We start from the raw sequence: 23,664 nt of genomic DNA, 5'->3' as shown, positions 1-23,664 counted from the left end.
GGGAGGACCTAACCGGTTGCTGTTGGTCGAGGACGACGAGGAACTGGCCGACCTGCTCACCGAGACACTGAGCGGTGAGGGCTTCCTCGTCGACCGGGCCGCCGACGGCCAGCGGGGCCTGCACCTGGGGCTGACCCGCAGCTACGACGTGCTGGTCGTCGACCGGATGCTGCCGGCGCTGGACGGCCTCGACCTGGTCGCCCGGCTGCGGTCCCGGGCGGTCCCGACCCGGGCGCTGATGCTCACCGCGCTCGGTGGCGTCGGCGACCGGATCGCCGGGCTGGACGCCGGTGCCGACGACTACCTGGGCAAGCCGTTCGACCTGGACGAGTTGAGCGCCCGGGTGCGGGCGTTGTGCCGGCGCGGCGCGGAATCCACCACCGTGCTGCGCATCGGCACCGGGCGGCTCGACCTGACCTCGCACGACGTGGTGCTCGCCGACGGCACCCGGGTGGCGTTGTCGGCCCGGGAGTTCGAGCTGCTGCGGGTGCTGGCGGCCCGGCCGAGCACCGTGCACTCCCGGGGTGAGTTGCGCCGCCGGGTCTTCGACGCGGCCGCCGCGACGTCGCTCGTGGACACCTACGTCTACTACCTGCGCCGCAAACTCGGCCGATCGGTGATCCGGACCGTGCACGGGCTCGGCTACCGGCTCGGAGCGCTGTGATGGAGCTGGTGGAGCAGTCGATGGTGCGCCGGGCCCGGCTGCGGATCGGGCTGCTGGTGGGGCTGGCCATCAGCGCCCTGCTGCTGCTGGCCGGCGGCCTCTCCTACGCGGTCCTGGTCCGCAGCCAGGAGGCGCAGATCCACCGGGAGCTGGCCTGGGGCGTCCAACACGCCACCATCCCCGGCCCGCCCGCGTGCAGCTGGGTGTTCCGGTACAACGGGCTCACCACCGACACCGGCCTCAACCCGCCACCGGCGGGCTTCCCGCTGAACGGGGCGTTGCGGTCGGTGGCGGCCTCCGGGATCACCGAGGTCACCACGGTCACCCGTAACGGCACCACCTACCACGTCCGTACCGAGTCCCGCAGCGACGGGGTGGTCGTGCAGGCGGTGTTCGACGCGCGGTTCCAGCTGTCCGACCGCCGGCACCTGCTGCTGGCGTTCAGCCTCGCCGCCACGGTCGGGTTGTTCGTCGCGGTGTTGACCGGCGCCCTGGTCGGGCGGCGGGCCGTCGCGCCGCTGGCGGAGGCGCTGACCCGGCAACGGCGGTTCATCGCCGACGCCAGCCACGAGCTGCGGACCCCGATCGCCCAGGTGCACATCCGGGCCCAGTTGATGGCGCGGCGGGCGCGGAGCGGGGGCAGCACCACCAGTGCGGAGGATCTCGACCGGCTGATCGGCGGCACCCGCCGGCTGGGCGAGATCGTCGACGACCTGCTGCTCTCCGCCCAGCTCGCCGCCGCTCCCGCCGACCGCCGGCCGTACCCTCCGGTCGACCTGACCGCGCTCGTGGCGGCGGCCGTCGCCGCCGAGACGGAACGGGCCGCCGAGCGGCAGGTCACCCTCGCCGCCGACCTGCCCGACGGGCCGCTGCCGGTGCCGGGGGTCGCGTCGGCGCTGCGCCGGGTGGCCGGTGAGCTGCTGGCGAACGCGCTCGCCCACACCCCGCCCGGCGGCCGGATCGACGTGTCGTTGCGGGCCGGCGGCGACTACGTCGAGTTCGTGGTCGCCGACACCGGGGTCGGGTTCGACCAGGCCGACGCGCGGCGCATCTTCGACCGGTTCCACCGGGGCGGAGGTTCCGGGGAGCACCGGTTCGGGCTGGGGCTGGCCCTGCTCCAGGAGGTCGTGACGAGCCACCGGGGCACGATCGGGGCCGAGGGCCGGCCGAACCAGGGGGCGGCGTTCACCGTCCGCCTGCCCGCCGCCCGGGCGTCCGAGGTGCCGGAGCGGACCTCGGGCATCCGCCGCCTGCGGGTACGCCAGCTCGTCGCCAGGTGAGCCACGTCGGGCCGCGACACCCGGGGCGGAGAAAAAGTTCCGCCGCCTGTGTCGAGAACGGCAGGCCGGCTCCGTCCCCGGGGTGAACGCGGCCAGAATGGGGGTCGCGCCGGCACCGAGGAGAGACCCGATGGCGAAGTACCTGCTGCTCAAGCACTACCGGGGTGCCCCACCCGCGGTCAACGACGTCCCGATGGACCAGTGGACGCCCGAGGAGATCACCGCCCACGTGCAGTACATGAACGACTTCGCGGCCCGGCTGGAGGGCACCGGCGAGTTCGTCGACGGTCAGGCCCTCGCCCCCGAGGGGACGTTCGTCAGGTACGACGGGCCGGGCCGTCCGCCGGTGACCGACGGGCCGTTCGCCGAGACCAAGGACCTCGTCGCCGGCTGGATGGTGATCGACGTGGACAGCTACGACCGGGCCGTCGAACTGGCCGGGGAGCTGTCCGCCGCGCCGGGGGCGGGTGGGAAGCCGATCCACGAGTGGCTGGAGCTGCGTCCGTTCCTGACGGCCCCGCCGACCGTCACCGACTGACGGTGGACGGTGACCTGCTGCGCCGGCTCACCCCGGAGGTGATCGGGGTGCTCGTGCGGCGTGGGGCGGACTTCGCGGCGGCCGAGGACGCCGTGCAGGACGCGCTGGTCCGGGCGCTGGACGTCTGGCCGGCCGACCCGCCCCGGGACCCGAAGGGCTGGCTGGTCACCGTGGCCTGGCACCGGTTCCTCGACGCGGGCCGGGCGGACGCCGCCCGTCGTCGACGCGAGGACCTCGTCGTCGAGGAACCGGCGTCCGGCCCGGCGTCGGGGGTGGACGACACCCTCCGGCTCTACTTCCTGTGCGCCCATCCGTCGCTGAGCCCGTCGTCGGCGGTCGCGTTGACCCTGCGCGCCGTCGGCGGGCTGACCACCCGCCAGATCGCCCGGGCCTACCTGGTGCCGGAGGCGACCATGGCGCAGCGGATCAGCCGGGCCAAGCGCACCGTGTCCGGCGTGCGCTTCGACCGTCCCGGCGACGTCGCCACCGTGCTGCGGGTGCTCTACCTGGTCTTCAACGAGGGCTACTCCGGCGACGTCGACCTCGTGGCCGAGGCGGTCCGGCTCACCCGGCAGCTCGCCGCGATGGTTGACCATCCCGAGGTGGCCGGGCTGCTCGCCCTGATGCTGCTGCACCACGCGCGGCGCGCGGCCCGGACCACGCCCGACGGCGGGCTGGTCCCGCTCGCGGCGCAGGACCGCAGCCGGTGGGACACCGACGTGATCGCCGAGGGGGTGCGCATCCTGCAGGCGGCGCTGGCCCGGGACCGGCTGGGCGAGTTCCAGGCCCAGGCGGCCATCGCCGCGTTGCACGCCGACGCGCCCGTCGCCGCCGAGACCGACTGGGTGCAGATCGTCGAGTGGTACGACGAACTCGTGCGGCTGACCGACAGCCCGGTCGTCCGGCTCAACCGGGCGGTGGCCGTCGGGGAGGCCGACGGGGCACGGGCGGGGCTGGCGGCCCTCGCGGCGGTGGACCCGGCGGTGCCCCGCCACGCGGCGGTGACGGCGTACCTGCACGAGCGGGCCGGTGATCCGGCGACGGCGGCCCGGTGGTACGCCGAAGCCGCCCACCGGGCCGCCCACCTCGCCGAACGCGACCACCTGATCCGCCAGGCCGCCCGCCTCAACGCCCGTCCGCCCGGCTGAGTTCCGGTGCGCCCGCCCGGTACCCGGGGCTGACGGCGGTGCCGTCGACCCGGGACGGGACCCTTTTCATTGATACCCTTGACTGCTCTCGGGGCGACCGCATTCGTGGGTGGCGCAGGGACGGGGGCCGGGCGATGACCGACTGTCGTACCCCTGGGGCGACCGCCGCGCCCCGGGCGGTGGCGGCGCTGGTCGCGTTGTCCCTCTCGGCGTTCTGCTACGTGGCCATGGAGACGTTGCCGGTGGGCATCCTGCCCCTGGTCGCCACCGACCTGGACGTGTCCGTGTCGCACGCGGGGCTGCTCGTCACCGGCTACGCGGTCACCGTCGCGGTCGTCTCGGTGCCGCTGACCCACGTCACCCGGCGGGTGCCGCGTCGCCGGCTGCTGGGTGTCCTGCTGGGCGTGCTGGTGGTCGCCACGCTGGTGTCGGCCGCCGCCCGCGACTATCAGGTGCTGCTCGGAACCCGGGTGGTCGTCGCGCTCACCCAGGCGCTGTTCTGGGCGGTGGTCGCGCCCGCCGCCGCCGGCATGTTCCCCGCCCGGGTACGCGGCCGGGTCACCTCCGTCGTGTTCGCCGGGGCGTCGCTCGGGCCGATGCTCGGCGTACCGGCGGGCACCTGGCTGGGTCAGCAGTGGGGTTGGCGGTCGGCGTTCCTGGCCCTGGCCGCCCTGGCGCTGGCCGGGTTCGTGGCGATCGTGACGCTGATGCCGCCGGTTGCGGTCGGGGCGACGCACGCGTCGACCGGAACCACCCCGGACGCCCGCCGGTACGCGGTCGTCGTGGTGGCCACCGCGCTGTCGGTGGGGGGCCTGTTCACGGCGTTCACCTACACCGCCGTGTTCCTGACCGACGTCTCCGGGTTCGCCCCGGGGGCTCTCGGCCCGCTGCTGCTGATCCGGGGCCTCGCGGACTTCGCCGGCATCACCGCCGGGGGGATCGCGAGCGACCGCCACCAGCGGGTGGCGATGGGGACCCCGGTGCTGCTGCTGGTGGTGGCCCTGCTCGGGATGTTCCTGCTGGCCGGGTCGCCGGTGGCCACCGGCGTGCTGCTGGCCGTGTCCGGGTTCGCCATGGGCGCGTTGACCCCCGCCCTGCAGAACCGGGTGCTGGAGGTGGCCCCGGGCAGCGCCGACCTGGCGGCGGCCGGCAACTCCGCCGCCTTCAACGTCGGCATCGCCGGCGGGTCCCTGCTCGGCGCGGTGGTGCTGTCCCGGTCCGGGGTGCAGGGCACGGCGTTGGCGGGCGGCCTGGTGGCTGCGGTGGCGCTGGTCGTCCTGCTGGCCGAGCCGCTGGTCGCCCGGGGCGGTGCGGCACGACGGGCCGTCCGGGGACGAGAATAGATCGTATTGCGAGATGGTGTCTCTGTTGACGTTGCGGTGGGCGTTGGTTAGCCTGGACCGATCATCGCCAGCCGCAGGAGAACGCCATGATCCGAGTTCCGCAAGGCTCTGGATTGCTGGTGCGCGGTTACGAGGAGCCGCTGCGGGTCCACCCGCCGCGGGAGGGCATGCGCCCCGGGACCGCCGCCGGGGACCCGCAGACCCCGTTCTGACGGATCGGCGCGCCGTCTCCCGACCGGGACACGGCAGGCGCCCACGTCGTTGATCAGCCCGGTGGCGGCATCGCCCCCCCCCGGGACACCGACCCGTTTCCGCAGAACCGAACCTCGGAGCGCATCATCATGACCACCGCAATCGATCTCGCCCCCATCTCCGGTCCGTCCGCCTGGCGCGGTGACGAGCTGCGTACCTCGACCGAGTGGGTCTACCAGCTCAGTGACGCCGAGCGCGCCGAGCTGGAGACCGTCGGCCGCCGGTTCGTCGCCGACAACCCCGACCTGCGTACGGTGACCGCCGCCGACTACCCGCTGCCGGCCTGCGCCGGCCTCAACGAGGAGTGCGCCCGCCAGCTCGACTCCGGACGCGGCTTCATCCTGGTCCGGGGCCTGCGCACGGAGGAGTACGGCGACACCCTCGCCGGGGCGATCTTCTTCCTGATGGGGCTGCACCTCGGCGTGCCGATGGGGCAGAACCAGATGGGTGACGTGCTCGACCACGTCATCGCCACCTCCAACAAGACCCTCGACGACCCGTCGGCCCTGCCGTCGCGGGTCCGCGACCGGCTGCCGTTCCACTCCGACAGCTCCGACGTCGTCGCGCTGATGTGCCTGCGGGCGGCCAAGGCCGGCGGGGCGAGCAGCCTGGTCAGCGGCACCACGATCTACAACGAGATCCTGCGCCGCCGGCCGGACCTCGCGCCGCTGCTGTTCGAGTCGTGGCACTGGGACTGGCACCGGCAGGACCCGGACGCCCCGGCCCGCACCTACACCTCGCCGATCTGCAGCTACGTCGACGGGGTGTTCAGCACCTACGCCGGCAGCTCGATGATCTTCTCGGCCCAGGACTACCCGGAGGTGCCCCGGCTCACCGAGGCGCAGATCGAGCTGCTGCACCTCTACGACGAGGTGTCCCAGGCCCCCGGTCTGGCCCTGGACATGGACTTCCAGCCCGGTGACGTGCAGTGGCTGCTGAACTACGCCGCCCTGCACTCGCGTACCGGTTACGTCGACTTCCCGGAGCCGGAGCGTCGCCGGCACCTGCTGCGGCTGTGGCTCAAGCGTGACGTCGGCCGGCCGCTGGTCAGTGGGTTCGGCAAGCACGTGGTGACCGAGCGCGGCAGCGAGATCGCGCCGGGCGGCCGGTTCCACATCGCCGAGGCGGTCGAGCCCAACTTCGAGTGGGGCAACTGACCCACCGGCCCCTCGTCAGGACGGCCCGCAGCGCCCCAGTGTCGTGGCGCGGCGGGCCGTCCGCGTGCGGTCACCCGTACGGTCGTGCGGTCACGGTCACGGTCACGGTCACGTCGCGGCGAGCGGCCGGACGTCGGCGTCCGGCGCGACCGGGCGGGCCGTGGGCCGGCGGTGCCGGGCGGCGTGCACGAGCAGCCAACCCAGCAGGACCACCTCACCGACGAAGGTGACCCCGGCGACCTGCACCGGATAGTCGGCCGTGACCAGCGGCCCGGCCGAGTCGGCCAGGTAGCCCGCGCCGGCGACCGCCACCAGTGCCGCCACCCAGGTCGGGACGGTGTCCGAGCGCCAGGCCAGCCAGCCGACCAGCAGCAGGTGGACGCCGAACAGCAGCAGCCCCAGGCTCCAGACCTGCTGGAAGCCGGTGAGCCCCGGGTAGCCGTCGGCGCGCAGCCGGTCGGCCCCCGCACCGTCGCGCAGCAGGCCGGCGACGCCAGTCAGGTGGACGACGGCTCCGGCGAGGACGACCGCGTAGCCGGTGCGGCACCATGCCGCGAGCAGGGCGACGGTGGGTTGGGCGTGGTCGAGGAACGCCCGTAGCGCCCAACCGACCAGCACGTCGAGGCAGGCCACCGCGAACAGGGCGACGACGGCCAGGGTGAGCGCCGGGCGCTGGGCGGGCAGCCGGGCGACGGTTGCGGCCGCGTCGCCGGCGAGCAGCGGTTGCACGACACCGAAGTTGGCCCATCCGGCGAGCACCGCCATCAGCAGCAGCCCCGCCCCGGCGGCCAGGGCCGCGCGGTGGGCGCGGGAGTCGTCCGGGCCTGCCATTGCCGCTCCGGTGGCAGCGGGCTCGGCGGCGGTGGCCGGCGGGGCTGCGGCGGTGGGCCCGGCGACGGTGGCGGGTGAGGCGGCGGTGGCCGGCGCGAAGCCCCGGACGAGCAGCAGCAGCCCGAAGGCGATCTCGAACAGCCCGCCCGGAGCGGCCGGCGCGACGCCGATCCCCACCCCGGCCAGCTCGGCTGCCGCGCCGGCCGCCAGCAGCGCGTAGCCGGCGGCGCCCCAGCCGGCGAACCACCGGGGCAGCCAGCGTCGCCGGGCCAGCGCCAGGCAGAGCGGCAGGCTGCCCAGCCCCAGCGACAGCATGGCGAGCTGGTAGGCGAGGTCGGCGGCGCCGTCGCCGTACCTGGCGCGCAGCACGAGGCCGGCGGTGAGCAGGAACGCCTCCGCGCCCCGGGCCACCAGGTAGCCCCAGGCGACGCCGGGGTGCGGCCGGCGCAGCGCCCGGAAGACCAGCGCGCCGATAGCGGCCACCAGCACGGAGTTGGCCAGCACCAGCGCCGCCCCGGCCGGTCGTCCGGCGAGCGCGCTGCCGACGCCGTAGGCGACGAACGCCGACAGGAAGAACGCGCCGGCCCACCGGCCGGCCACACGCAGGGACATCGTCGCCTCCCGAGTCTTCGTACTAAGTACGACTTACTTAGTACGGTACGGTGGGCGGTGCAGGCGGTCAACCAGGCGTCAGGGGAGCGACAGGGTGGGCGAACCGGTGCGGCAGCTCAGCCGGGAACGGGTGCTGGGGGCCGCGGTCGCCATCGCCGACGCCGACGGGCTCGGCGCGCTGACCATGCGGTCGCTCGCCGCCGCGCTGCACGCCAAGCCGATGTCGCTCTACCACTACATCCGCAACAAGGAGGAACTGCTCGACGCGCTCGTCGACGGGGTGTTCGCCGAGATCGACCTGCCCGTGGTGGGCGGCGACTGGCGGGCCGAGGTGCGCCGCCGCTGCCTGTCGGCCCGCACCGTCCTGGCCCGGCACCCCTGGGCGCTGACCCTGATCGAGACCCGGACCAGCCCCGGCCCGGCCACCCTGCGCCACCACGACGCCATGCTCGGCGTCCTGCGGGGCGGGGGGTTCTCGCTGCCGATGACGGCCCACGCGTACGCGATCATCGACGCGTACGTCTTCGGGTTCGTGTTGCAGGAGGCGTCGCTGCCGTTCGAGACCGGCGATGCCGCCACCGAGGTCGCCGACGCGATCATGGCGTCGTTCGCGGCGGGGGAGTACCCGCACCTGGTCGAGTTCGCCACCCGGCACGTGAACCAGCCCGGTTACCACTTCGGCGGGCAGTTCACCTTCGGCCTCGACCTGATCCTCGACGCGCTGGCGAACGCGGCGTGACGACCACCGGGGACGGACGTCCGGACGGGCCGGCCCGGGACCCGGGCCGGCCCGTCCGGACAGGACCTACAGGTCCAGCACCAGCCGCTCCGAGCGGCACCGCCCGACGCAGATCATCATGCTGCGCCCGGCCGTACGCTCCTGCTCGGTCAGCAGCGAGTCGCGGTGCTCCGGCGTGCCGGCGAGCACCCGGGTCTCGCACGCGCCGCAGTAGCCCTTCTCGCAGTCGTAGGTCAGGCCCGGCACGACCTCGCGCAGCACGTCGATCATGCGACGGTCCCGGGGCACCCGCAGGGTCGCCCCGGTGCGCGCCAGGTGCACCTCGAACTCGGTGTTCGCCGCCGGGTCGAAGGCGACCTCCAGGTCGTCCCCGGCGGTGAACCGCTCGACGTGCAACCGCTCCGACCGGCCGGTCGCGGCACAGACCCGCTCCAACGCGTCGATCATCCCGGTCGGCCCGCAGCAGTAGACGGCCGTGTCCGGCCCGGTGGAGTCGAGCAACGCCCCCAGGTCCGGCAGGCCGGCCTCGTCCTGCGGCAGCAGGGTCACCCGGTCACCGGCGAGCGCCGTCACCTCGTCGACGAAGGCCATCGAGGCCCGGCTGCGACCGCCGTACACCAGCCGGAACGGCACGCCCCGGCGGTCGGCCTCGCGGGCCATCGCCAGGATCGGGGTGATCCCGATGCCCCCGGCGAGGAAGAGGTAGTCGGGGGCGTCGACGAGCGGGAAGTGGTTGCGCGGACCGCGCACCGCGAGGGTGACGCCCGCGCGGGCGAGCGCGTGCAGCTCCACCGAACCGCCCCGGCCGGCGGGCTCCCGCAGCGCCGCGATCCGGTAGTGCCGGGTGTCGGCCGGGTCGCCGCACAGCGAGTACTGCCGGACCCGTCCGGACGGCAACCGCACCTCCAGGTGCGCGCCCGGCGCCCAGGGCGGCAGCTCCGCGCCGGTCGGGTCGGCCAGGCGCACCTCCAGCACCTCGTCGGTGGCGGTGGCGGTGGCCGCCATGACCAGCTCCCGGTCGCCGGTCAGGCTGGCGGTGGGCCGGGTCCCCGCCGCGTCGGCGTCGCGGCGGGGACCCGGGGTGAAGACGGCCGGGATCGCGTCCCAACCGCTCTGGTTGCCCCGGGTGGGATAGGCGACGAGCCCTTCCTCCACCACCCGGAAGTCGGGCAGCCGGGTGAGCACCTGCGTGATCATCTCGCGGAACATCAGCCGGGCCAGGTGCGCTCCGGCGCAGCGGTGGCTGCCGATGCCGAAGCTCAGGTGCCGGGCGGCGTCGCGGTCCAGCCGCAGCTGCTCGGGGTCGGGGAAGACCGCCGGGTCGTGGTTGGCCGCGACCCAGGGGATCAGCACCCGCTCGCCGGCGGTGACCGGGCAGCCGCCGACCTCGGTGTCGGTGCGGACGGTACGGGCCATCGACTGCGACGGGGCGAACACCCGCAGGAACTCGTCGGTGGCGGTGAGCAGCAGGTCGGGGGAGTCGATCAGGCGCTGCCGGTCCTCGGGGTGCCGGCTCAGGTGCACCAGGGTGGAGCCGGTCAGCGAGGTGGTGGTGTCCACCCCGCCCGCGATCAGCAGCCCGATGACCGAGACCAGCTCGTCGGCGGCGAACAGCTCCCCGTCTGGGCGGCGCTGGGCGGCCAGGTAGCTCACCGCGTCGCCGGTCGGCGCGGCCCGCCGCTCGACGATCAGCTCGCGGATGCGCTGGTCGAGGTAGGCCAGGCCGGCGGCCCCGCGGACGGCGCGTTCGCTGCCGGGCAGCGCGGCGAAGATGTCGTGGATCGGGCCGGCGAGCTTGGCCCAGTCGGATTCGGGGAAGCCCAGCCAGTCGAGGGTGACGGCGGCCGGCAGCGGGTTGGTCAGGTCACGGACGAAGTCCACCGACCCCTCGGCGATGAACGCGTCCACCACCCGGGTGGTGTGCCGGGCGACCATCGGGGCCAGTTCGGCGATCGCGTCCTGGGTGAGCAGCGGGTTGATCAGGTCGCGGTAGCCGGTCGCGGCGGGCGGGTCCAGCTCGATCGGGTACTGCTCCAGGCCGGGGCCCCGGGGGATGACGATGGCGGTGCCGTCACCCCCGGCGGTGGCGCGGGCGGAGGAGAAGGTGTCGTCGTCGCGGGCGATCCGGACCACGTCGGCGTACCGGGTGGTGTAGACGAAGCCGCCGTGTGCGTCGGTCCGGCCGACCGGGCAGGTCTGCCGGAACTCGCGGTAGTAGCCCACCGGGTCGGTGTTGCACTCGGCCGAGTGGTGGTCGAAGGGCGCGGGCCGGTCTTCGGTCGCGGTCTGCGCGGCGGCCGGGGCGGTGCGCTGCTGTTCGGTCATCGGGACGTGCTCCACAGGTGCGGGACGCTGCGCGGTGTTGCCCAGCCGCGCCACTGGGTGTGGGTCTGACACCAAGGGTAATGTCGCTCACATTGCGAGACAATGTTTCACAATGAGATGCAGGGATGTCGATGTGGTGGGTGCGTCCCTGCTCAGAGGGTCAGGACGGCCTTGCCGACCTCGCCGGAGCGGAGCGCCGCCACCGCCTCGTTGATCTGCGCGAAGGGGAACCGGGTGATCAGGCGGTCCACCGGGAAGTTGCCGGCGGCGTGCAGGTCCAGCAGCTTGGGCAGGAACACCTGCGGCAGGCTGCTGCCGCCGATGATGCCGGTGATGCTGCGGCCGTTGAGCACGCTGCGCCACTCGAAGCTCATCTGCTCGCTCGGGCCGATCCCGACCACGCCGCACCGGCCGAGCGGGCCGAGCGACTCGACCGCGAGGCGCAGCACGTCCTCCCGGCCGGTGGTGTCGATCGCGACGTCAAAGCCGTGCGGGGCGATCGCGGTCAGCAGCTCGCGCGGGTCGCCGTCGGCAGAGTTCACCCCGTGGGTCGCGCCGAGCAGCCGGGCCGTGTCGAGCTTGCCGGCGTTGACGTCGACCGCCGCGACGACGGCGCAACCGGTCACCCGGGCGGCCAGGATCGCCGCCACGCCGACCGCGCCCGCGCCGAAGACGACGACCGAGGAGCCGACCTCCGGGCGCAGCACGTTGAGTACCGCGCCGGCACCGGTGCCGAAACCGCAGCCGAACGGGCCGACCACGCCCAGGTCGATCTCCTTGCTGATCGGCACCACCGCGCGGGCCGGGGCGACGACGTGACTGGCGAACGACGACTGGCCCAGGAAGTGGCCGTTGACGGGCTGCCCGTCGCGGGACAGCGCCGTGCTGCCGTCCGGTCGCCGGCCGGTGAAGTTGACCGCGTCGAACCGTCGGCAGTACGCCGGGTTTCCGCCGCGGCACAGCGGGCAGTCGCCGCAGGAGGTGAAGCTCATCGCGACGTGGTCGCCCGGGGAGATCCCGGTGACCCGCTCGCCGACCTGCTCGACCACTCCGCTGCCCTCGTGGCCGAGCACCGCCGGGGTGGGGAAGAAGTTGGCGAACTCCAGGTCGGTCGCGCAGATCCCCACGCTGTGCACCCGGACCAGCACCTCGTCCGGCCCGGGGTCGGCGAGGTCGATCTGCTGGAGGGTGAACGGCCCTCCCGCGTTCTCCAACACCGCCGCTGTGATCCGCACGCGCCCTCCCTAGTGACTCACAAAGCGAGATTGCATCTTGACATGCGAAACGTAGAGGGTCAAGGATTCGCACATGGCTGACCTGGACATTCCCACCGCCCGCCAGCTCGTCGACGGCGACTGGACCCCCGCCGCCGACGGCGGTGAGCTACCGGTGCTCGATCCCGCCACCCGGGAGCCCATCCAGTCGGTGGCCCGCGCCCGCGCGGTCGACGTCGACCACGCCGTCGCCGCCGCCCGCCGGGCCGCCCCCGGCTGGGCGGCCACCTCGCCCAGCGAGCGCGGCGCGATCCTTTCGCGCTGGGCCGCGCTGATCGGCGAGCACGTCGAGGAACTCGCCGCGTACGAGGCGCGTGACGTGGGCAAACCCCGCTCCGGCGGGCGGCTCAACATGTACATCACCCAGGGCATCGTCGACTACTTCGCCGGAGCCGCCGACAAGCTCACCGGCGTCACCCTGCCCACCCGTACGCCCGACTACTTCGGCTACACCCGGCCCGAGCCGTACGGTGTCTGCGCGGTGATCATCCCGTGGAACGTGCCGGCCGTGCTCACCGCCGCCAACGTCGCCCCGGCGCTGGCCGCCGGCAACACGGTGGTGCTGAAGCCCTCCGAGGTCGCGCCGTTGTCCCCGTTCGCGCTGGCCGAGCTGGGCCGCCGGGCGGGCCTGCCGCCGGGCGTGCTCAACGTGGTCACCGGGCTCGGCCCCGAGGCCGGGGTGGCGCTCACCGGGCACGCCGACATCGACCACATCAGCTTCGTCGGCTCGACGGTGACCGGCCGGTCCGTCATGCGCGCCGCCGCGCAGCACCTCGTCCCGGTCAAGCTGGAGCTGGGGGGCAAGTCCCCGAACGTGGTCTTCGCCGACGCCGACCTGGACGCGGCGATCCCGGCGATCATCGCCTCGATCACCGAGAACGCCGGGCAGAACTGCTACGCCGGCTCCCGGCTGCTGGTCGAGGAGTCGATCCGGGCCGAGGTGGTCGAGCGGGTCGCCGCCGGCATGAAGGCCGTCCGGACCGGCCCCTGGGACCAGGACCTGGACATGGGTCCGCTGGTCAGCCAGGCCCAGTACGAGCGGGTCCGGGGTTTCCTGGCCGAGGCCCCGGCCGCCGGGGCCCGGCTGGTCGTCGGCGGCGAGCCGGCCACCGCCGCGTTCGACGACGGCTGGTACGTCGCCCCGACCGTCTTCGACCAGGTCGACTCGGACATGCGCCTGGTCCGCGAGGAGGTCTTCGGCCCGGTGCTTGCGGTGCAGGGGTTCCGGGGCGTCGACGAGGCGGTGACCCTGATGAACGGCACCGACTTCGGCCTGCTGGCCTGCATCTGGACCAGTGACGTGTCCCGGGCGCTGCGGGTGGCCGGGCTGGTCCGCTCCGGGCAGGTCGCGGTGAACCAGTTCCACGACGCCGGGGTGATCGGCTTTCCGTTCAACATGCAGAAGGAGAGCGGCTTCAGCCGGGGCGGCGGCTACGCGGCGCTGCGCGAGTACACCCAGGAGAAGGCCGTCGCGGTCCGGCTGCTCGACCGACCGTCGGCGTGAGCCGATCGGGTGAGCTGGCGGCGGCCCGCCCCCGGCTGGCCGTCGCCGCCGCGCCGTCGCCGGCCGCGTTCGCCCAGTGGCTCGCCGAACTCGCGTTCGGCGGCGCCGGCTGGCCGGAGCTGCTGGCCGCGGTGGCGGAGCGGACCGGCGCGGCCTGCCGGCTGGTGGCCGAGACGGGCGAACTGCTCGCCGACAGCGACGGCGCGGGCGGTCCCGGGCGCGACGCCGCGCCGGACGACGTCCGCCGCGCCCTGGCCGCCGGTCGGGCCGGCGGGGCGGGACCGCCGGGAGGTGTGCCGACCACGGTCCGCTGCGCCGACGGATGGGCCGGCCGGGCGGTGGCGGTCGGCGCGGGTCCCCGGCGGATCGGCGCGTTGCTGCTGGCCGAGCCGGTCTCGACCGGGCAGTGGGAGCTGGCGGCGGCGGCGACCACCGCGCTGTTGATCGAGGCGGTCCGGCACGAGTCCCCGCCGCCGGCCGTACGGGACGCCCCGACGGTGCTGCGGGCCCTGCGTGACGGCCCCGGCGGCCCGGCCGGATCGCCGTCCGCGCCCCGGATGGGCGAGGCGGAACTGCTGCGGGCCGGCGCGGCGCACGGTTGGCGGCTGGACCAGCCGCACGCCGTGGCCGGGATCGCGTACACCGGGGAGCAGCAGCGCCGCTGGGCGTCCGCGCTGAGCTGGCTGGACCGGCCGGTGCTGGCCGAGGGGCGGCTGGCCTGGACCCTGCTGCACGGCGACGTGGAGCGCGAGGTGACCCGGCTGCGGGCCCGGCTGGACCAGATCGTCGGCCCCGGACAGGTCCGGGTGGTCGCCGGGGCGCTGGTGACCGGGCCGGCCCGGACGGCGGCCTCGTTCCGCGACGCGGACCGGCTGCTGCGGCTGCTGCTGCGGTCGTCCGACGAGCGGTCCGAGCTGCCGTTCGGGCAGGCCGGCCTGGCGCAGGTCCTGCTGGCGGTGCCGGACGAGCGGCTGCGCTGGTTCGTGCACCGGCACCTGGGGCCGATCGCCCACCGCGACGACCTGCTGCGCACCCTGGACTGCTGGTTGGCGACCGGGGGCAGCCGGCAGGCGGTCAGTGAACGGCTGCACCTGCACCGCAACTCGGTGGGCTACCGGGTCGGCCTGATCAAGCGGCTGCTGGGGGTCGATCCGCTCGACCCGCGAACGGTCGCGGTGCTGCGTACGGCGCTCGTCGCGCGGGAGTTGCTGGCCGCGTCCGAGGCCGGTTGATCCCCTGGTGGGCGGCCTGTGAACGGCCTGGACGCCCGGCTTCGTTAACCGTTCCGCCTCTTTTGCGGCAAGCCGTTGACACGCCGCCGCCCCGCAGGCAGAGTACGACCCCAAGCAGCGAGAATCACAATGCAAGACGCCATATTGACTGGTAGACCATGGGGGAGGTTGCGATGCGGGCGATGGTCCAGACCGGTTTCGGCGGCGCCGAGGTGCTGAGCCTGCGGCACCTGCCCGACCCCGAGCCGGGCCCGGCCGACGTGGTCGTCCGGGTGCACATCGCCGCCGTCAACCGCCTCGACCTGCTCCAGCGGCGGACCGCCCTGCTCCCCGGCTTCGAGCTGCCCCACGTCGGCGGCATGGACGTCGCCGGCCGGGTCGACGCCGTCGGGCCGCAGGTCACCACGGTACGCCCCGGCGACCGGGTGCTGATCGACCCGACCATCGGCTGCGGAGCCTGCGCCACCTGCAAGAACGGCCAACCGGGCTACTGCGCGGCGCTGGCCGTGGTCGGCGGGAACCGCCCCGGCGGCTTCGCCGAGTACGTCACCGTCCCGGCCACCGTCGTGCACCGGGTGCCCGCCCACGTCGACCTCGCCGAGGCCGCCGCGCTGCCCACCGCGTGGAGCCTCGGCTGGCACGCCGTGCACCGCGTCGGCGGGGTCCGCGCCGGGGAGTGGGTGCTGGTGCAGGCCGCCACGAGCGCGGTCAGCATCGCCGCCGTTCAACTCGCCCGCCGGGCCGGCGCCCGGGTGCTCGCGGTGGCGCGTACCGAGGCCAAGCGGGCCGTCGCCGCGGACCTCGGCGCGGACGTGCTCGACCTCGACGAGCACACCGTCGAGCGGGTGCTGGAGCACACCGACGGCCACGGCGTCGACCTGGCCGTCGACCACGTCGGCACCGCCACCTGGGCCACCTCGCTGGCCAGCCTGCGCACCGGCGGCCGGATCGTGCTGCTCGGCAACACCACGGGCGACCAGGTCAGCTTCTCCCTCTCCGACGTCTACCGGCGGGGGCTGCGGCTGCTCGGGGCCGGGGCGTACCGGCCGGCCGACTTCGCCGACATGCTCGACGCCTACTTCACCGGCGGCCTGCGGGTGCTCCGGGGCGCGGAGTACCCGCTGGCCGACCTGGCGCAGGCGTACGCCCGGCAGGAGTCCGGTGACCTCGTCGGCAAGATCCTCGTCCGGCCATGACCACCACCGCGACGGCGGCCACCGCCGACCCCCGCCCGGCGGACCTGCTGATCGTCGACGCCGAGATCGTCACCATGGCCCCCGACCGGGCGGTCGTCCCCGGCGGCACGATCGCCGTGATCGACGGCCGGATCGCCGCGATCGGTCCGGCGGCGACCCTGCGCGCGGCGTACCCGGGCAGCCCGGAACTCGACGCCACCGGCTGTGTGGTCGTCCCCGGCCTGGTCAACGCCCACCAGCACACCACCGCCGACCCGCTGGTGCGCAGCAGCATCCCCGACGACGTCCCGGCCCAGCAGGCGATCTTCGACTGGATCGTGCCGCTGCACGCCGCGGTCACCGGCGACGACGACGAACTGTCGGCCACCCTCACGGCCGTCGAGTCGCTCAGCTACGGGGTCACCACCCTGCTGGAACCCGGCACGGTGGCGCACCCGCTACGGGTCGCCGCCGGGCTGCGTACCGCCGGCATCCGGGCCCGGGTCGGCGGCTGGGGTTGGGACGCCGACGACGCGCCGTACGCCATGCCGGCCGCCGACACCCTCGCCGCGCAGGCCGAGACCGTCGCCGCCCTGGCCGGCGACCCGCTGGTCACCGGCTGGATCACCCTGGTCGGGCACGACCTGGTCAGCGACGCGCTGTTCACCGGGGCGGCGGCGCTCGCCGAGCGGCTCGACGTGCCGATGACCTGGCACCTGTCGCCCGGCCCCGAGGACGCCGCCGCGTTCGCCGCCGCCGGCCGGGCCCGGCCCGTACGCCACCTGGCCGACCTCGGCGTGCTCGGCCCCCGGCTGCTGCTCGGCCACGCGGTGTGGCTCGACGACGCCGAGGTCGACGCGCTCGTCGAGACCGGCACCGCCGTCGCCTCCTGCCCGGGGGCCTACCTGCGGCTCGGTCAGGGCTTCACCCGGGCCGGCCGGCACACCGCGCTGCGCCGGGCCGGCGGCCGGCTCGCGCTGGGCTGCGACTCGCACAACGCCGGGGACACCCCCGACCTGTGGCGGGCCGCCCGACTCTTCGCCGGCCTGGAGCGGGACCGGGGCGTCCCCGACCCGCTGCGCGCCGACGAGGTCTTCGCCCTGGCCACCGTCGACGGCGCCGCCGCCGTCGGGCTCGGGGCGCTGACCGGCTCGATCGAGGTCGGCAAGGCCGCCGACCTGGTGCTGCTCGACACCCGGACCATCCCCTGGACCCCGCGCGGTGACCTGCCCACCCAGCTCGTCTGGGGTGCGGCCGGGCACACCGTCCGGGACGTTCTGGTCGACGGCCGGCTGGTGGTCCGCGACCGGCGGGTCACCACCGTCGACGTCGACGCCCTGCGCGAGGAGGCCGCCCAGCGTCGGGCCGCCCTGCTGCGCCGGGTCGGCATCGACATCCCCCCTCGCTGGCCCACCGTGCCAGCGACCGAGTACTCCGCGCGCCGGTCCGTGCCGGGCGGCGCGCCGACCCCACGTGAAGGGAAAGCACCATGACAATGAGGATTGGTCGGGGTCCGGCGGCGCTGCTCGCCGGGGCGCTGGGGTTCGCCCTGGTCGGTTGCGCGAGCAACGACGCGACCGCGCCGTCGGCGGGAGGGTCGGCCAGCAGCGGTACGGCCCCCGCCGGGCAGCCCGACGCCAACGGTGACGGCAAGGTCGTCATCGGCGTGCTCAGCCCCGGCGACATCAACGACAACGGCTACTACGAGAGCTTCGTGGTCGGTGCCGAGAAGTTCGCCACCGAGAAGGGCTGGCAGGTCATCAAGCGCGGCAACGTGCCGCCGACCGAGGCGCTCAGCGCCGCCCGCGCGCTGTGTCAGCAGGGCGTGGACATGGTGGCGCTCGGGGCCTCCGAGCTCAAGGACGCCATCCCGGCCTCCGAGGAGCCGGTCTGCGCCAAGACCTCCTGGTACGTGCCGTCGTCGGAGAACATCCCGCAGACGCCGCGGGTGACGCTGTCCAGCGACGACCCCAACCAGAGCATGCTCGCCGCCGGGTACGCCACCGGCCTGGTCATGCAGGCCAAGAACGCCACCAAGGCCGGCTTCGTCACCGGCATGGAGGCCGACTTCTCGGTCAACGCCGCCAAGGCGTACAAGGCCGGCATCCGGATGGTGGTGCCGAACGCGACCCTGGTGACCACCTACACCGGTGACTTCAACGACTCGGCGAAGGCCCGGGAGGCCGTCCAGGCGCAGATCAGCCAGGGCGTCAAGGTCGTCTACCCGTACCTGGGCGGGGCCACCGACGCGGCGGCCAAGCTGGCCAACACCGGCGGCGCGCTCACCCTGACCCCGGGCACCGACCGGTGCGACTCGACCGACCCGCGCTTCGACATCTCGGTCATCTTCGACCCGGGCGCGTACTTCGCCGCCGCGCTGGAGCTGTTCGCCAAGGGTGAGATGACCCTCGGCACCACCAAGAAGTGGGAGCTGGGCAAGGACCCGTACCCGGCCGTCAAGATCTGCAAGCCGACCCCGGAGCAGACCCAGAAGATGGACGCCTTCGTCGCCGACGTGGCCAGCGGCAAGACCGACACCGCCGCGACGGTCGCCAAGCTCGGCTCCTGATTCCCGCTGCCCGACGACCAACGAGGTGAAACGGACTGTGGACGTTGACGACCAGCTGACGCCGGCTCTCACCCTGCGCGGAGTCAGCAAGCGTTACGGTCCGGTCGTCGCCTGCGACGCCGTGGATCTCGCCGTACGACCCGGCGAGATCCACGGCCTGCTCGGCGAGAACGGGGCCGGAAAGTCGACCCTGATGAAGATCCTGCTCGGGTTGGTGCACCGCGACGCCGGCACCATCACGCGCGGCACCGAACCGGTCGAGATCGACAGTCCGCAGGTCGCCGCCGACCTCGGCCTGGGCATGGTGCACCAGCACTTCAGCCTGATCGAACCGCTCACCGTCTGGGAGAACGTCATCCTCGGCGACACCGGGCGGATCGACCGGGCGGCGGCCTGCGCCCAGGTCGAGGAGGTGTCCCGACGGTACGGGCTGCCCATCGACCCGCACGCCCGCATCGACCGGCTCTCCGCCGGGGAACGGCAACGGGTCGAGCTGATCAAGTGCCTGCGCCGTGACCCGTCCATCCTGATCCTGGACGAGCCGACCTCGGTGCTCACCCAGGCCGAGTCGGCGGAGCTGTTCACCGTCCTGCGCCGCGTGGTGCAGGCCGAACGGCGGGCGGTCATCCTGATCAGCCACAAGCTCGCCGAGATCATGGCGGCCACCGACCGGGTGACCGTGCTGCGGCGCGGCGCGGTCGCGTTCCACGGCGCGACGAAGGACACCACCGCCCAGCAACTCGCCAGGCAGATGGTCGGCCGGGAGGTGTCGTTGCAGTCCGAGAGCGCGGCGCTGGGCCTGCTACCCGTCGAGCGTCCCGAACCGGTCGAGGGCGTCGCCCCGGCGGCCGGAAACGCGACGACGACGGAGCAGCCGGCGGCGCTGCGGCTGCGCGAGGTGACCCTGCTCGTCGGCGGCCTGCCGGTGCTGGACAAGCTCAGCCTCGACGTCGCCCCCGGCGAGATCGTCGGCCTGTACGGGGTCGAGGGCAACGGCCAGGCCACCGTCGGTGAGCTGCTGTCCGGGCTGCTCGTCCCCGACTCCGGCAGCGTCGAGATCGACGGCCGGCCGGTCGACCTGGTCCGGCCCGGCGCGCTGCACACCGCCGGACTCGGCATCGTGCCCGAGGACCGGCACCACTCCGGCGTGGTGCTCGACATGAGCGTCGCCGAGAACCTGGTGATGAAGTCCCTCGCCGGGGTCAGCTCGCGTGGGGTGCTCAGCCGGCGGAAGATGCACCGGATCGCCCAGCGGCAGATGGTCGAGTTCAACATCGTCGCGCCCTCGCCGGACACCCCGCTGCGCAGCCTCTCCGGCGGCAACCAGCAGCGGGTGGTGCTCGCCCGCGAGCTGTCCGCCGGGCCGAAGGCGCTGGTCGCCGCGCAACCCACCCACGGGCTGGACGTCGGCGCGATCGAAGACATGTACGTGCGGCTGCGGCAGGCCGCCGCGGAAGGGGTGGCGGTGTTGCTGATCTCCACGGAGCTGGAGGAGGTGATGGCCCTGGCCAACCGGATCGCGGTGATCTCCTCCGGCCGGATCGTCGGGGTGCTCCCCACCGCCGAGGCCACCGCCGAGCGGCTCGGCATGCTGGTCGGCGGGGTGAGTCACTGATGGCCACCCTCGGAATCGACGGCACCGGCCAGCGGCTGCTGCGCCGGCTCAACCCCGGCCCCGGCGGCTGGCAGGTCGGCCTCGCCACCGTGGCCACGGTGGGCGTCGCGCTCGGCCTGTCGGCCCTGCTGATCGCGGTCACCGGCGGCTCGCCGGCCGCCTCCACCAAGGCCCTCTACCAGGGCAGCATGGCCACCCCGGCGGCCTGGTCCACCTCCCTGCTGTACGTCGCGCCGCTGCTGCTGGTCGCCGTCGGGGCCTGCGTCAGCGCCCGCTCCGGCTTCTTCAACATCGGCCAGGAGGGGCAGGTGCTGATCGGCGCGCTCGCCGGCGCGTGGGTCGCCCTGCGGCTGGCCGTGCCCGGCCCGCTGCTGCTGGTCCTGGTGCTGCTCGCCTCGGTGCTCGGTGCCGGCGTCTGGGCCGGGCTCAGCGCCCTGATGTACCGGTTCCGGGGCGTCAACGTCGTGGTCAGCACGATGCTGATGACGTTCCTCGCCCAGCAGCTCATCTCGTTCGCGGTGAACACCCCGTGGCTGCTCCAGGAGTCCCGGCTCGGCCGGGGCACGCTGTCCCCGCAGTCCAACCCGGTGCCGGAGAACGCCCGGCTCGCCTCCCTCGGTGACTACCCGAACCTCCAGCTCAACGGGGGTCTGGTGCTGGCCGTCGTGGTGGCGGTGGTGCTGGCGCTGGTGATGGCGCGTACCCGCTGGGGTTTCCGGTTGAAGATGGTCGGCCTCAACCCGGCGGCGGCCCGGCACGCCGGGGTACGGGTCGGTGCCCTCGGCGGCATCGCGCTGGCGATCTCCGGGGCGCTGGCCGGCCTGGCCGGCGCGCTGCTGCTGACCAGCCCGGTCAGCACCAACCGGTTGCAGCCGGGGATGTCGCTCAACATCGGCTGGGACGGCCTGCTGGTCGCCCTGGTCGCCCGGAACAACCCGCTGCTGTCCATCCCGGTGGCGGTGCTGTTCGGCGTGCTGCGGGCCGGCGGCAGCTTCCTGGCCGCCACCGGCGTCCCGTCGTTCCTGGTCGACGTGGTCAAGGCGCTGCTGGTGCTGGCGTTCGTCGCACCGCCGGTGGTGATCGGCATGCTGCGTCGACGCCGCCTGGCCGACCAGCCGGCGACCCCGACCACCCCGACCACTCCGACCGCCGCGGTGGCCTCGCCCGAGCCGACCGACCCGTCGGCCCCGGTCACCCCGACCGCGTCGGTGCCCGGCCCCCGCAGCACCGCGCCGGAACCGGCGGACCCCGGCGACGCCGGGCCCACCGGCACCAAGGACGCCATGGAAGGCAGGTTGGCATGAGCGCCGCCGACAACATCGCCACCATCCTCTCCAGCGGGGCCCGGCTCACCGTGCCCCTGGCCTTCGCCGCCTGCGGGGAGTACGTCGCCCAGCGCGCCGGCACCCTCAACATCTCCGTCGAGGCGATGATGCTCGGTGCGGCGTTCGGCTCGATCGCGGTCGCCAGCGCCACCGGCAGCGCCACCGTCGGCCTGGTGGCCGGCGCGCTGGTCGGGGTCGCGGTGGCGTTCGTGCACGGCGTCCTGTCGCACCGGGTGCAGATCAACACGTTCGTCGTCGGTCTGGTGCTCAACGCGCTGGTGCTCGGCCTGACCAGCTACCTGATCACGGTGAGCACCTTCACCGGCCACCAGGTCTGGCAGGTGGACGTCCCGGTGCTGCGGGACATCCCGATCATCGGCCCGATGCTGTTCGTGCAACGCTGGCCGGTCTACCTGCTGCTGGCGGTGATCCCGCTGACCTGGTGGCTGGTCGAGCGCAGCCGGTGGGGGCTGGAACTGCGGGCGGTGGGGGAGAACCCGCAGGCCGCCGACGTCAGCGGGATCGAGGTCAACAAGCGACGACGGCAGGCGCTGCTCTGGTGCGGGCTGCTCGCCGGGCTCGGCGGGGCGTACCTGGCCGTCGGCGAGGTCGGCTCGTTCAACCAGAACATGACCGCCGGCCGGGGCTACCTGGTCATCGCGGCGGTCATCTTCGGGGCGTGGCGGCTCGGCCGGACCCTGATCGGCTGCGTCGTGTTCGGCCTGGCCGACGCGATGCGGCTGGCGCTGCCGGCGCTCGGGGTCACCATGAACTCGCAGCTGCTGATCGCCGCCCCCTACCTGCTGGCCCTGCTGGCGATGCTGGTGTTCGCCACCGCGCACCGCGAACCCCGGGCACTGGCCCAACCGTTCCAACGCGGCACCACCTGACGGGGGATTCCCCGACTCCGGTCCGCCCACACGGCGCAGCGGCCACCCTCCTCCGGTGGCGGTCGCTGCGCCGTGTGGGTCGTGTCTCGATGCTTACGAGACCCGGGGGACCACCGGGCATACCATGACTTTTTGTCACGGTCGGTCGTGACAGCGGGACACTTTCGCAGCGCCTCGCGCGCTTGATTGGCTGGTCAGGCATCACGGGAGTGATCCGGATGCGCCGCCGATCCGAAAGAAGAACCCATGCGAAAGCCCGTGCGAGTCGTGCTCACCACCCTCGGTGTCCTGATCGCCGTGCCGGTGCTCCTGCTCGCGACGACCGCCGTGGTCAACGTCGTGGCGACGCGCTCGGAAGCCTCCTCGATCACCAGGTACGGGCAACCCGTGCCCGTGGATGGTAAGCGGATGAACGTGGTGGTCGCGGGCAGCGGTGCCGAGACGATCGTGCTGCTGCCCGGCCTCGGCACCGCCGCCCCCGCGCTCGACTTCCAGCCGCTGATAACGGAACTCCAGCGCACGTACCGGGTCGTCGCGGTCGAACCGTTCGGCACCGGCCTGAGCGACCCCACCGACACCGACCGCACCGCCGCGAACATCACCCGGGAGGTGCACGAGGCGCTGCGGCACCTCGGCATCGACCGGTACGTGCTGATGGGCCACTCGATCGCCGGGATCTACGCGGTGACCTACGCCGCCAGCTACCCCGACGAACTCGTCGCCTTCGTCGGCATCGACAGCAGCGTCCCCGACCAGCCCGGCTGGGACGACCTCATCCCCACCGGCGTGATCGTCGGCCTGAGCAGGCTCGGCGTCACCCGGGCGCTGGCGGCGATCGCCGACGACCCGTACGCGGGCCTGCCCTACGACGAGCGGACCCGGGAACAGTTGCGGTTGCTCACCGCGAAGAACACGGCGGCCCCGACCATGGTGAACGAGATGGAGCACGCCTCGGCGAACTTCGCCAGCGTCAGCGGGAAGACCTTCCCGAAGGGGCTTCCCGTCCTGTTGTTCGTCAGGTCGAACGACACCGACGTGGCGGACTGGGTCGCCCTGCACGAGCAGCAGGCGGCGAGCGTCGACACCGGCGAGGTGGTCGTCCTGGAGGGCGACCACTACCTGCACCACACCCTGTCGCCGGAGATCGCCCAGCGGACCAGGGCTTTCCTGACGGCCCGGTCGCTACGCTGA

The 23,664-nt window shown here is 73.9% G+C and carries 19 protein-coding genes; 16 read left to right on the top strand and 3 right to left on the bottom strand.

What is annotated here, in order from left to right:
• Positions 1-16: 16 nt before the first annotated feature.
• The 6 genes from JQX11_RS02300 to JQX11_RS02275 all read left to right on the top strand — a co-directional run bounded on the left by JQX11_RS02300 (position 17) and on the right by JQX11_RS02275 (position 6,382).
• Positions 17-664: a response regulator transcription factor gene (locus tag JQX11_RS02300; RefSeq protein WP_269756742.1), complete on the top strand. Its 648-nt coding sequence runs from the start codon at positions 17-19 to the stop codon at positions 662-664.
• Positions 664-1,944: a sensor histidine kinase gene (locus tag JQX11_RS02295; protein WP_204923230.1), complete on the top strand. Its 1,281-nt coding sequence runs from the start codon at positions 664-666 to the stop codon at positions 1,942-1,944. Before JQX11_RS02300 ends, JQX11_RS02295 begins: the two co-directional genes overlap by 1 nt.
• A gap of 130 nt (positions 1,945-2,074) precedes the next feature.
• Positions 2,075-2,482: a YciI family protein gene (locus JQX11_RS02290; RefSeq protein ID WP_204923229.1), complete on the top strand. Its 408-nt coding sequence runs from the start codon at positions 2,075-2,077 to the stop codon at positions 2,480-2,482.
• 2 nt (positions 2,483-2,484) lie between these two features.
• Complete coding sequence (locus JQX11_RS02285; protein WP_204923228.1) at positions 2,485-3,630, top strand: RNA polymerase sigma factor; 1,146 nt, start codon at positions 2,485-2,487, stop codon at positions 3,628-3,630.
• 134 nt (positions 3,631-3,764) lie between these two features.
• Positions 3,765-4,973 carry an MFS transporter gene (locus tag JQX11_RS02280; protein ID WP_204923227.1) on the top strand — a complete coding sequence of 403 codons (1,209 nt, stop codon included), beginning with the start codon at positions 3,765-3,767 and terminating at the stop codon, positions 4,971-4,973.
• 341 nt (positions 4,974-5,314) lie between these two features.
• Positions 5,315-6,382: a TauD/TfdA family dioxygenase gene (locus JQX11_RS02275; protein ID WP_204923226.1), complete on the top strand. Its 1,068-nt coding sequence runs from the start codon at positions 5,315-5,317 to the stop codon at positions 6,380-6,382.
• Positions 6,383-6,490: 108 nt separating this feature from the next.
• On the opposite strand, the gene JQX11_RS02270 is transcribed toward JQX11_RS02275, so the two are convergent.
• Positions 6,491-7,825: a DUF4386 domain-containing protein gene (locus JQX11_RS02270; protein ID WP_204923225.1), complete on the bottom strand. Its 1,335-nt coding sequence runs from the start codon at positions 7,823-7,825 to the stop codon at positions 6,491-6,493.
• Between the two features lie 94 nt (positions 7,826-7,919).
• Here JQX11_RS02270 and JQX11_RS02265 point away from each other — a divergent pair, with 94 nt between their 5' ends.
• Positions 7,920-8,564: a TetR/AcrR family transcriptional regulator gene (locus JQX11_RS02265; RefSeq protein WP_204923224.1), complete on the top strand. Its 645-nt coding sequence runs from the start codon at positions 7,920-7,922 to the stop codon at positions 8,562-8,564.
• A 66-nt stretch (positions 8,565-8,630) separates the two neighbouring features.
• Here JQX11_RS02265 and JQX11_RS02260 read toward each other — a convergent pair whose 3' ends face one another.
• Positions 8,631-10,961, bottom strand: coding sequence for a cytochrome P450/oxidoreductase (locus tag JQX11_RS02260; protein WP_204923223.1), 2,331 nt, complete (start codon positions 10,959-10,961; stop codon positions 8,631-8,633).
• A gap of 80 nt (positions 10,962-11,041) precedes the next feature.
• Complete coding sequence (locus JQX11_RS02255) at positions 11,042-12,124, bottom strand: NAD(P)-dependent alcohol dehydrogenase (RefSeq protein WP_204923222.1); 1,083 nt, start codon at positions 12,122-12,124, stop codon at positions 11,042-11,044.
• A 73-nt stretch (positions 12,125-12,197) separates the two neighbouring features.
• Here JQX11_RS02255 and JQX11_RS02250 point away from each other — a divergent pair, with 73 nt between their 5' ends.
• The 9 genes from JQX11_RS02250 to JQX11_RS02210 all read left to right on the top strand — a co-directional run bounded on the left by JQX11_RS02250 (position 12,198) and on the right by JQX11_RS02210 (position 23,664).
• Entirely contained in the window at positions 12,198-13,667 is a 1,470-nt protein-coding gene (locus tag JQX11_RS02250) for an aldehyde dehydrogenase family protein (protein ID WP_204923221.1), read from the top strand.
• Positions 13,664-14,899: a PucR family transcriptional regulator gene (locus JQX11_RS33290; RefSeq protein ID WP_204923220.1), complete on the top strand. Its 1,236-nt coding sequence runs from the start codon at positions 13,664-13,666 to the stop codon at positions 14,897-14,899. Before JQX11_RS02250 ends, JQX11_RS33290 begins: the two co-directional genes overlap by 4 nt.
• A 173-nt stretch (positions 14,900-15,072) precedes the next feature.
• Complete coding sequence (locus JQX11_RS02240; protein ID WP_204923219.1) at positions 15,073-16,095, top strand: alcohol dehydrogenase catalytic domain-containing protein; 1,023 nt, start codon at positions 15,073-15,075, stop codon at positions 16,093-16,095.
• Positions 16,092-17,567, top strand: coding sequence for an amidohydrolase family protein (locus JQX11_RS02235; protein WP_204923218.1), 1,476 nt, complete (start codon positions 16,092-16,094; stop codon positions 17,565-17,567). The genes JQX11_RS02240 and JQX11_RS02235 overlap by 4 nt, the downstream gene beginning before the upstream one ends.
• On the top strand, positions 17,564-18,643 hold the full coding sequence (locus JQX11_RS02230) for a BMP family ABC transporter substrate-binding protein (protein ID WP_232377008.1): 1,080 nt from the start codon (positions 17,564-17,566) through the stop codon (positions 18,641-18,643). The genes JQX11_RS02235 and JQX11_RS02230 overlap by 4 nt, the downstream gene beginning before the upstream one ends.
• Positions 18,644-18,680: 37 nt before the next feature.
• Positions 18,681-20,258 carry an ABC transporter ATP-binding protein gene (locus JQX11_RS02225; protein ID WP_307826025.1) on the top strand — a complete coding sequence of 526 codons (1,578 nt, stop codon included), beginning with the start codon at positions 18,681-18,683 and terminating at the stop codon, positions 20,256-20,258.
• Positions 20,258-21,562, top strand: a complete 1,305-nt coding sequence (locus JQX11_RS02220; RefSeq protein ID WP_232377007.1) for an ABC transporter permease — start codon at positions 20,258-20,260, stop codon at positions 21,560-21,562. The genes JQX11_RS02225 and JQX11_RS02220 overlap by 1 nt, the downstream gene beginning before the upstream one ends.
• Positions 21,559-22,473, top strand: a complete 915-nt coding sequence (locus JQX11_RS02215) for an ABC transporter permease (protein WP_204923217.1) — start codon at positions 21,559-21,561, stop codon at positions 22,471-22,473. The genes JQX11_RS02220 and JQX11_RS02215 overlap by 4 nt, the downstream gene beginning before the upstream one ends.
• Positions 22,474-22,719: 246 nt before the next feature.
• Positions 22,720-23,664, top strand: coding sequence for an alpha/beta fold hydrolase (locus JQX11_RS02210; RefSeq protein ID WP_204923216.1), 945 nt, complete (start codon positions 22,720-22,722; stop codon positions 23,662-23,664).

Origin of the sequence: Micromonospora humida (assembly GCF_016901255.1) — a bacterium.
Classification (GTDB): domain Bacteria; phylum Actinomycetota; class Actinomycetes; order Mycobacteriales; family Micromonosporaceae; genus Micromonospora; species Micromonospora wenchangensis.
Note: the sequence above shows the minus strand (reverse complement) of the source record. Positions and strands in the feature narration are given on the sequence as shown.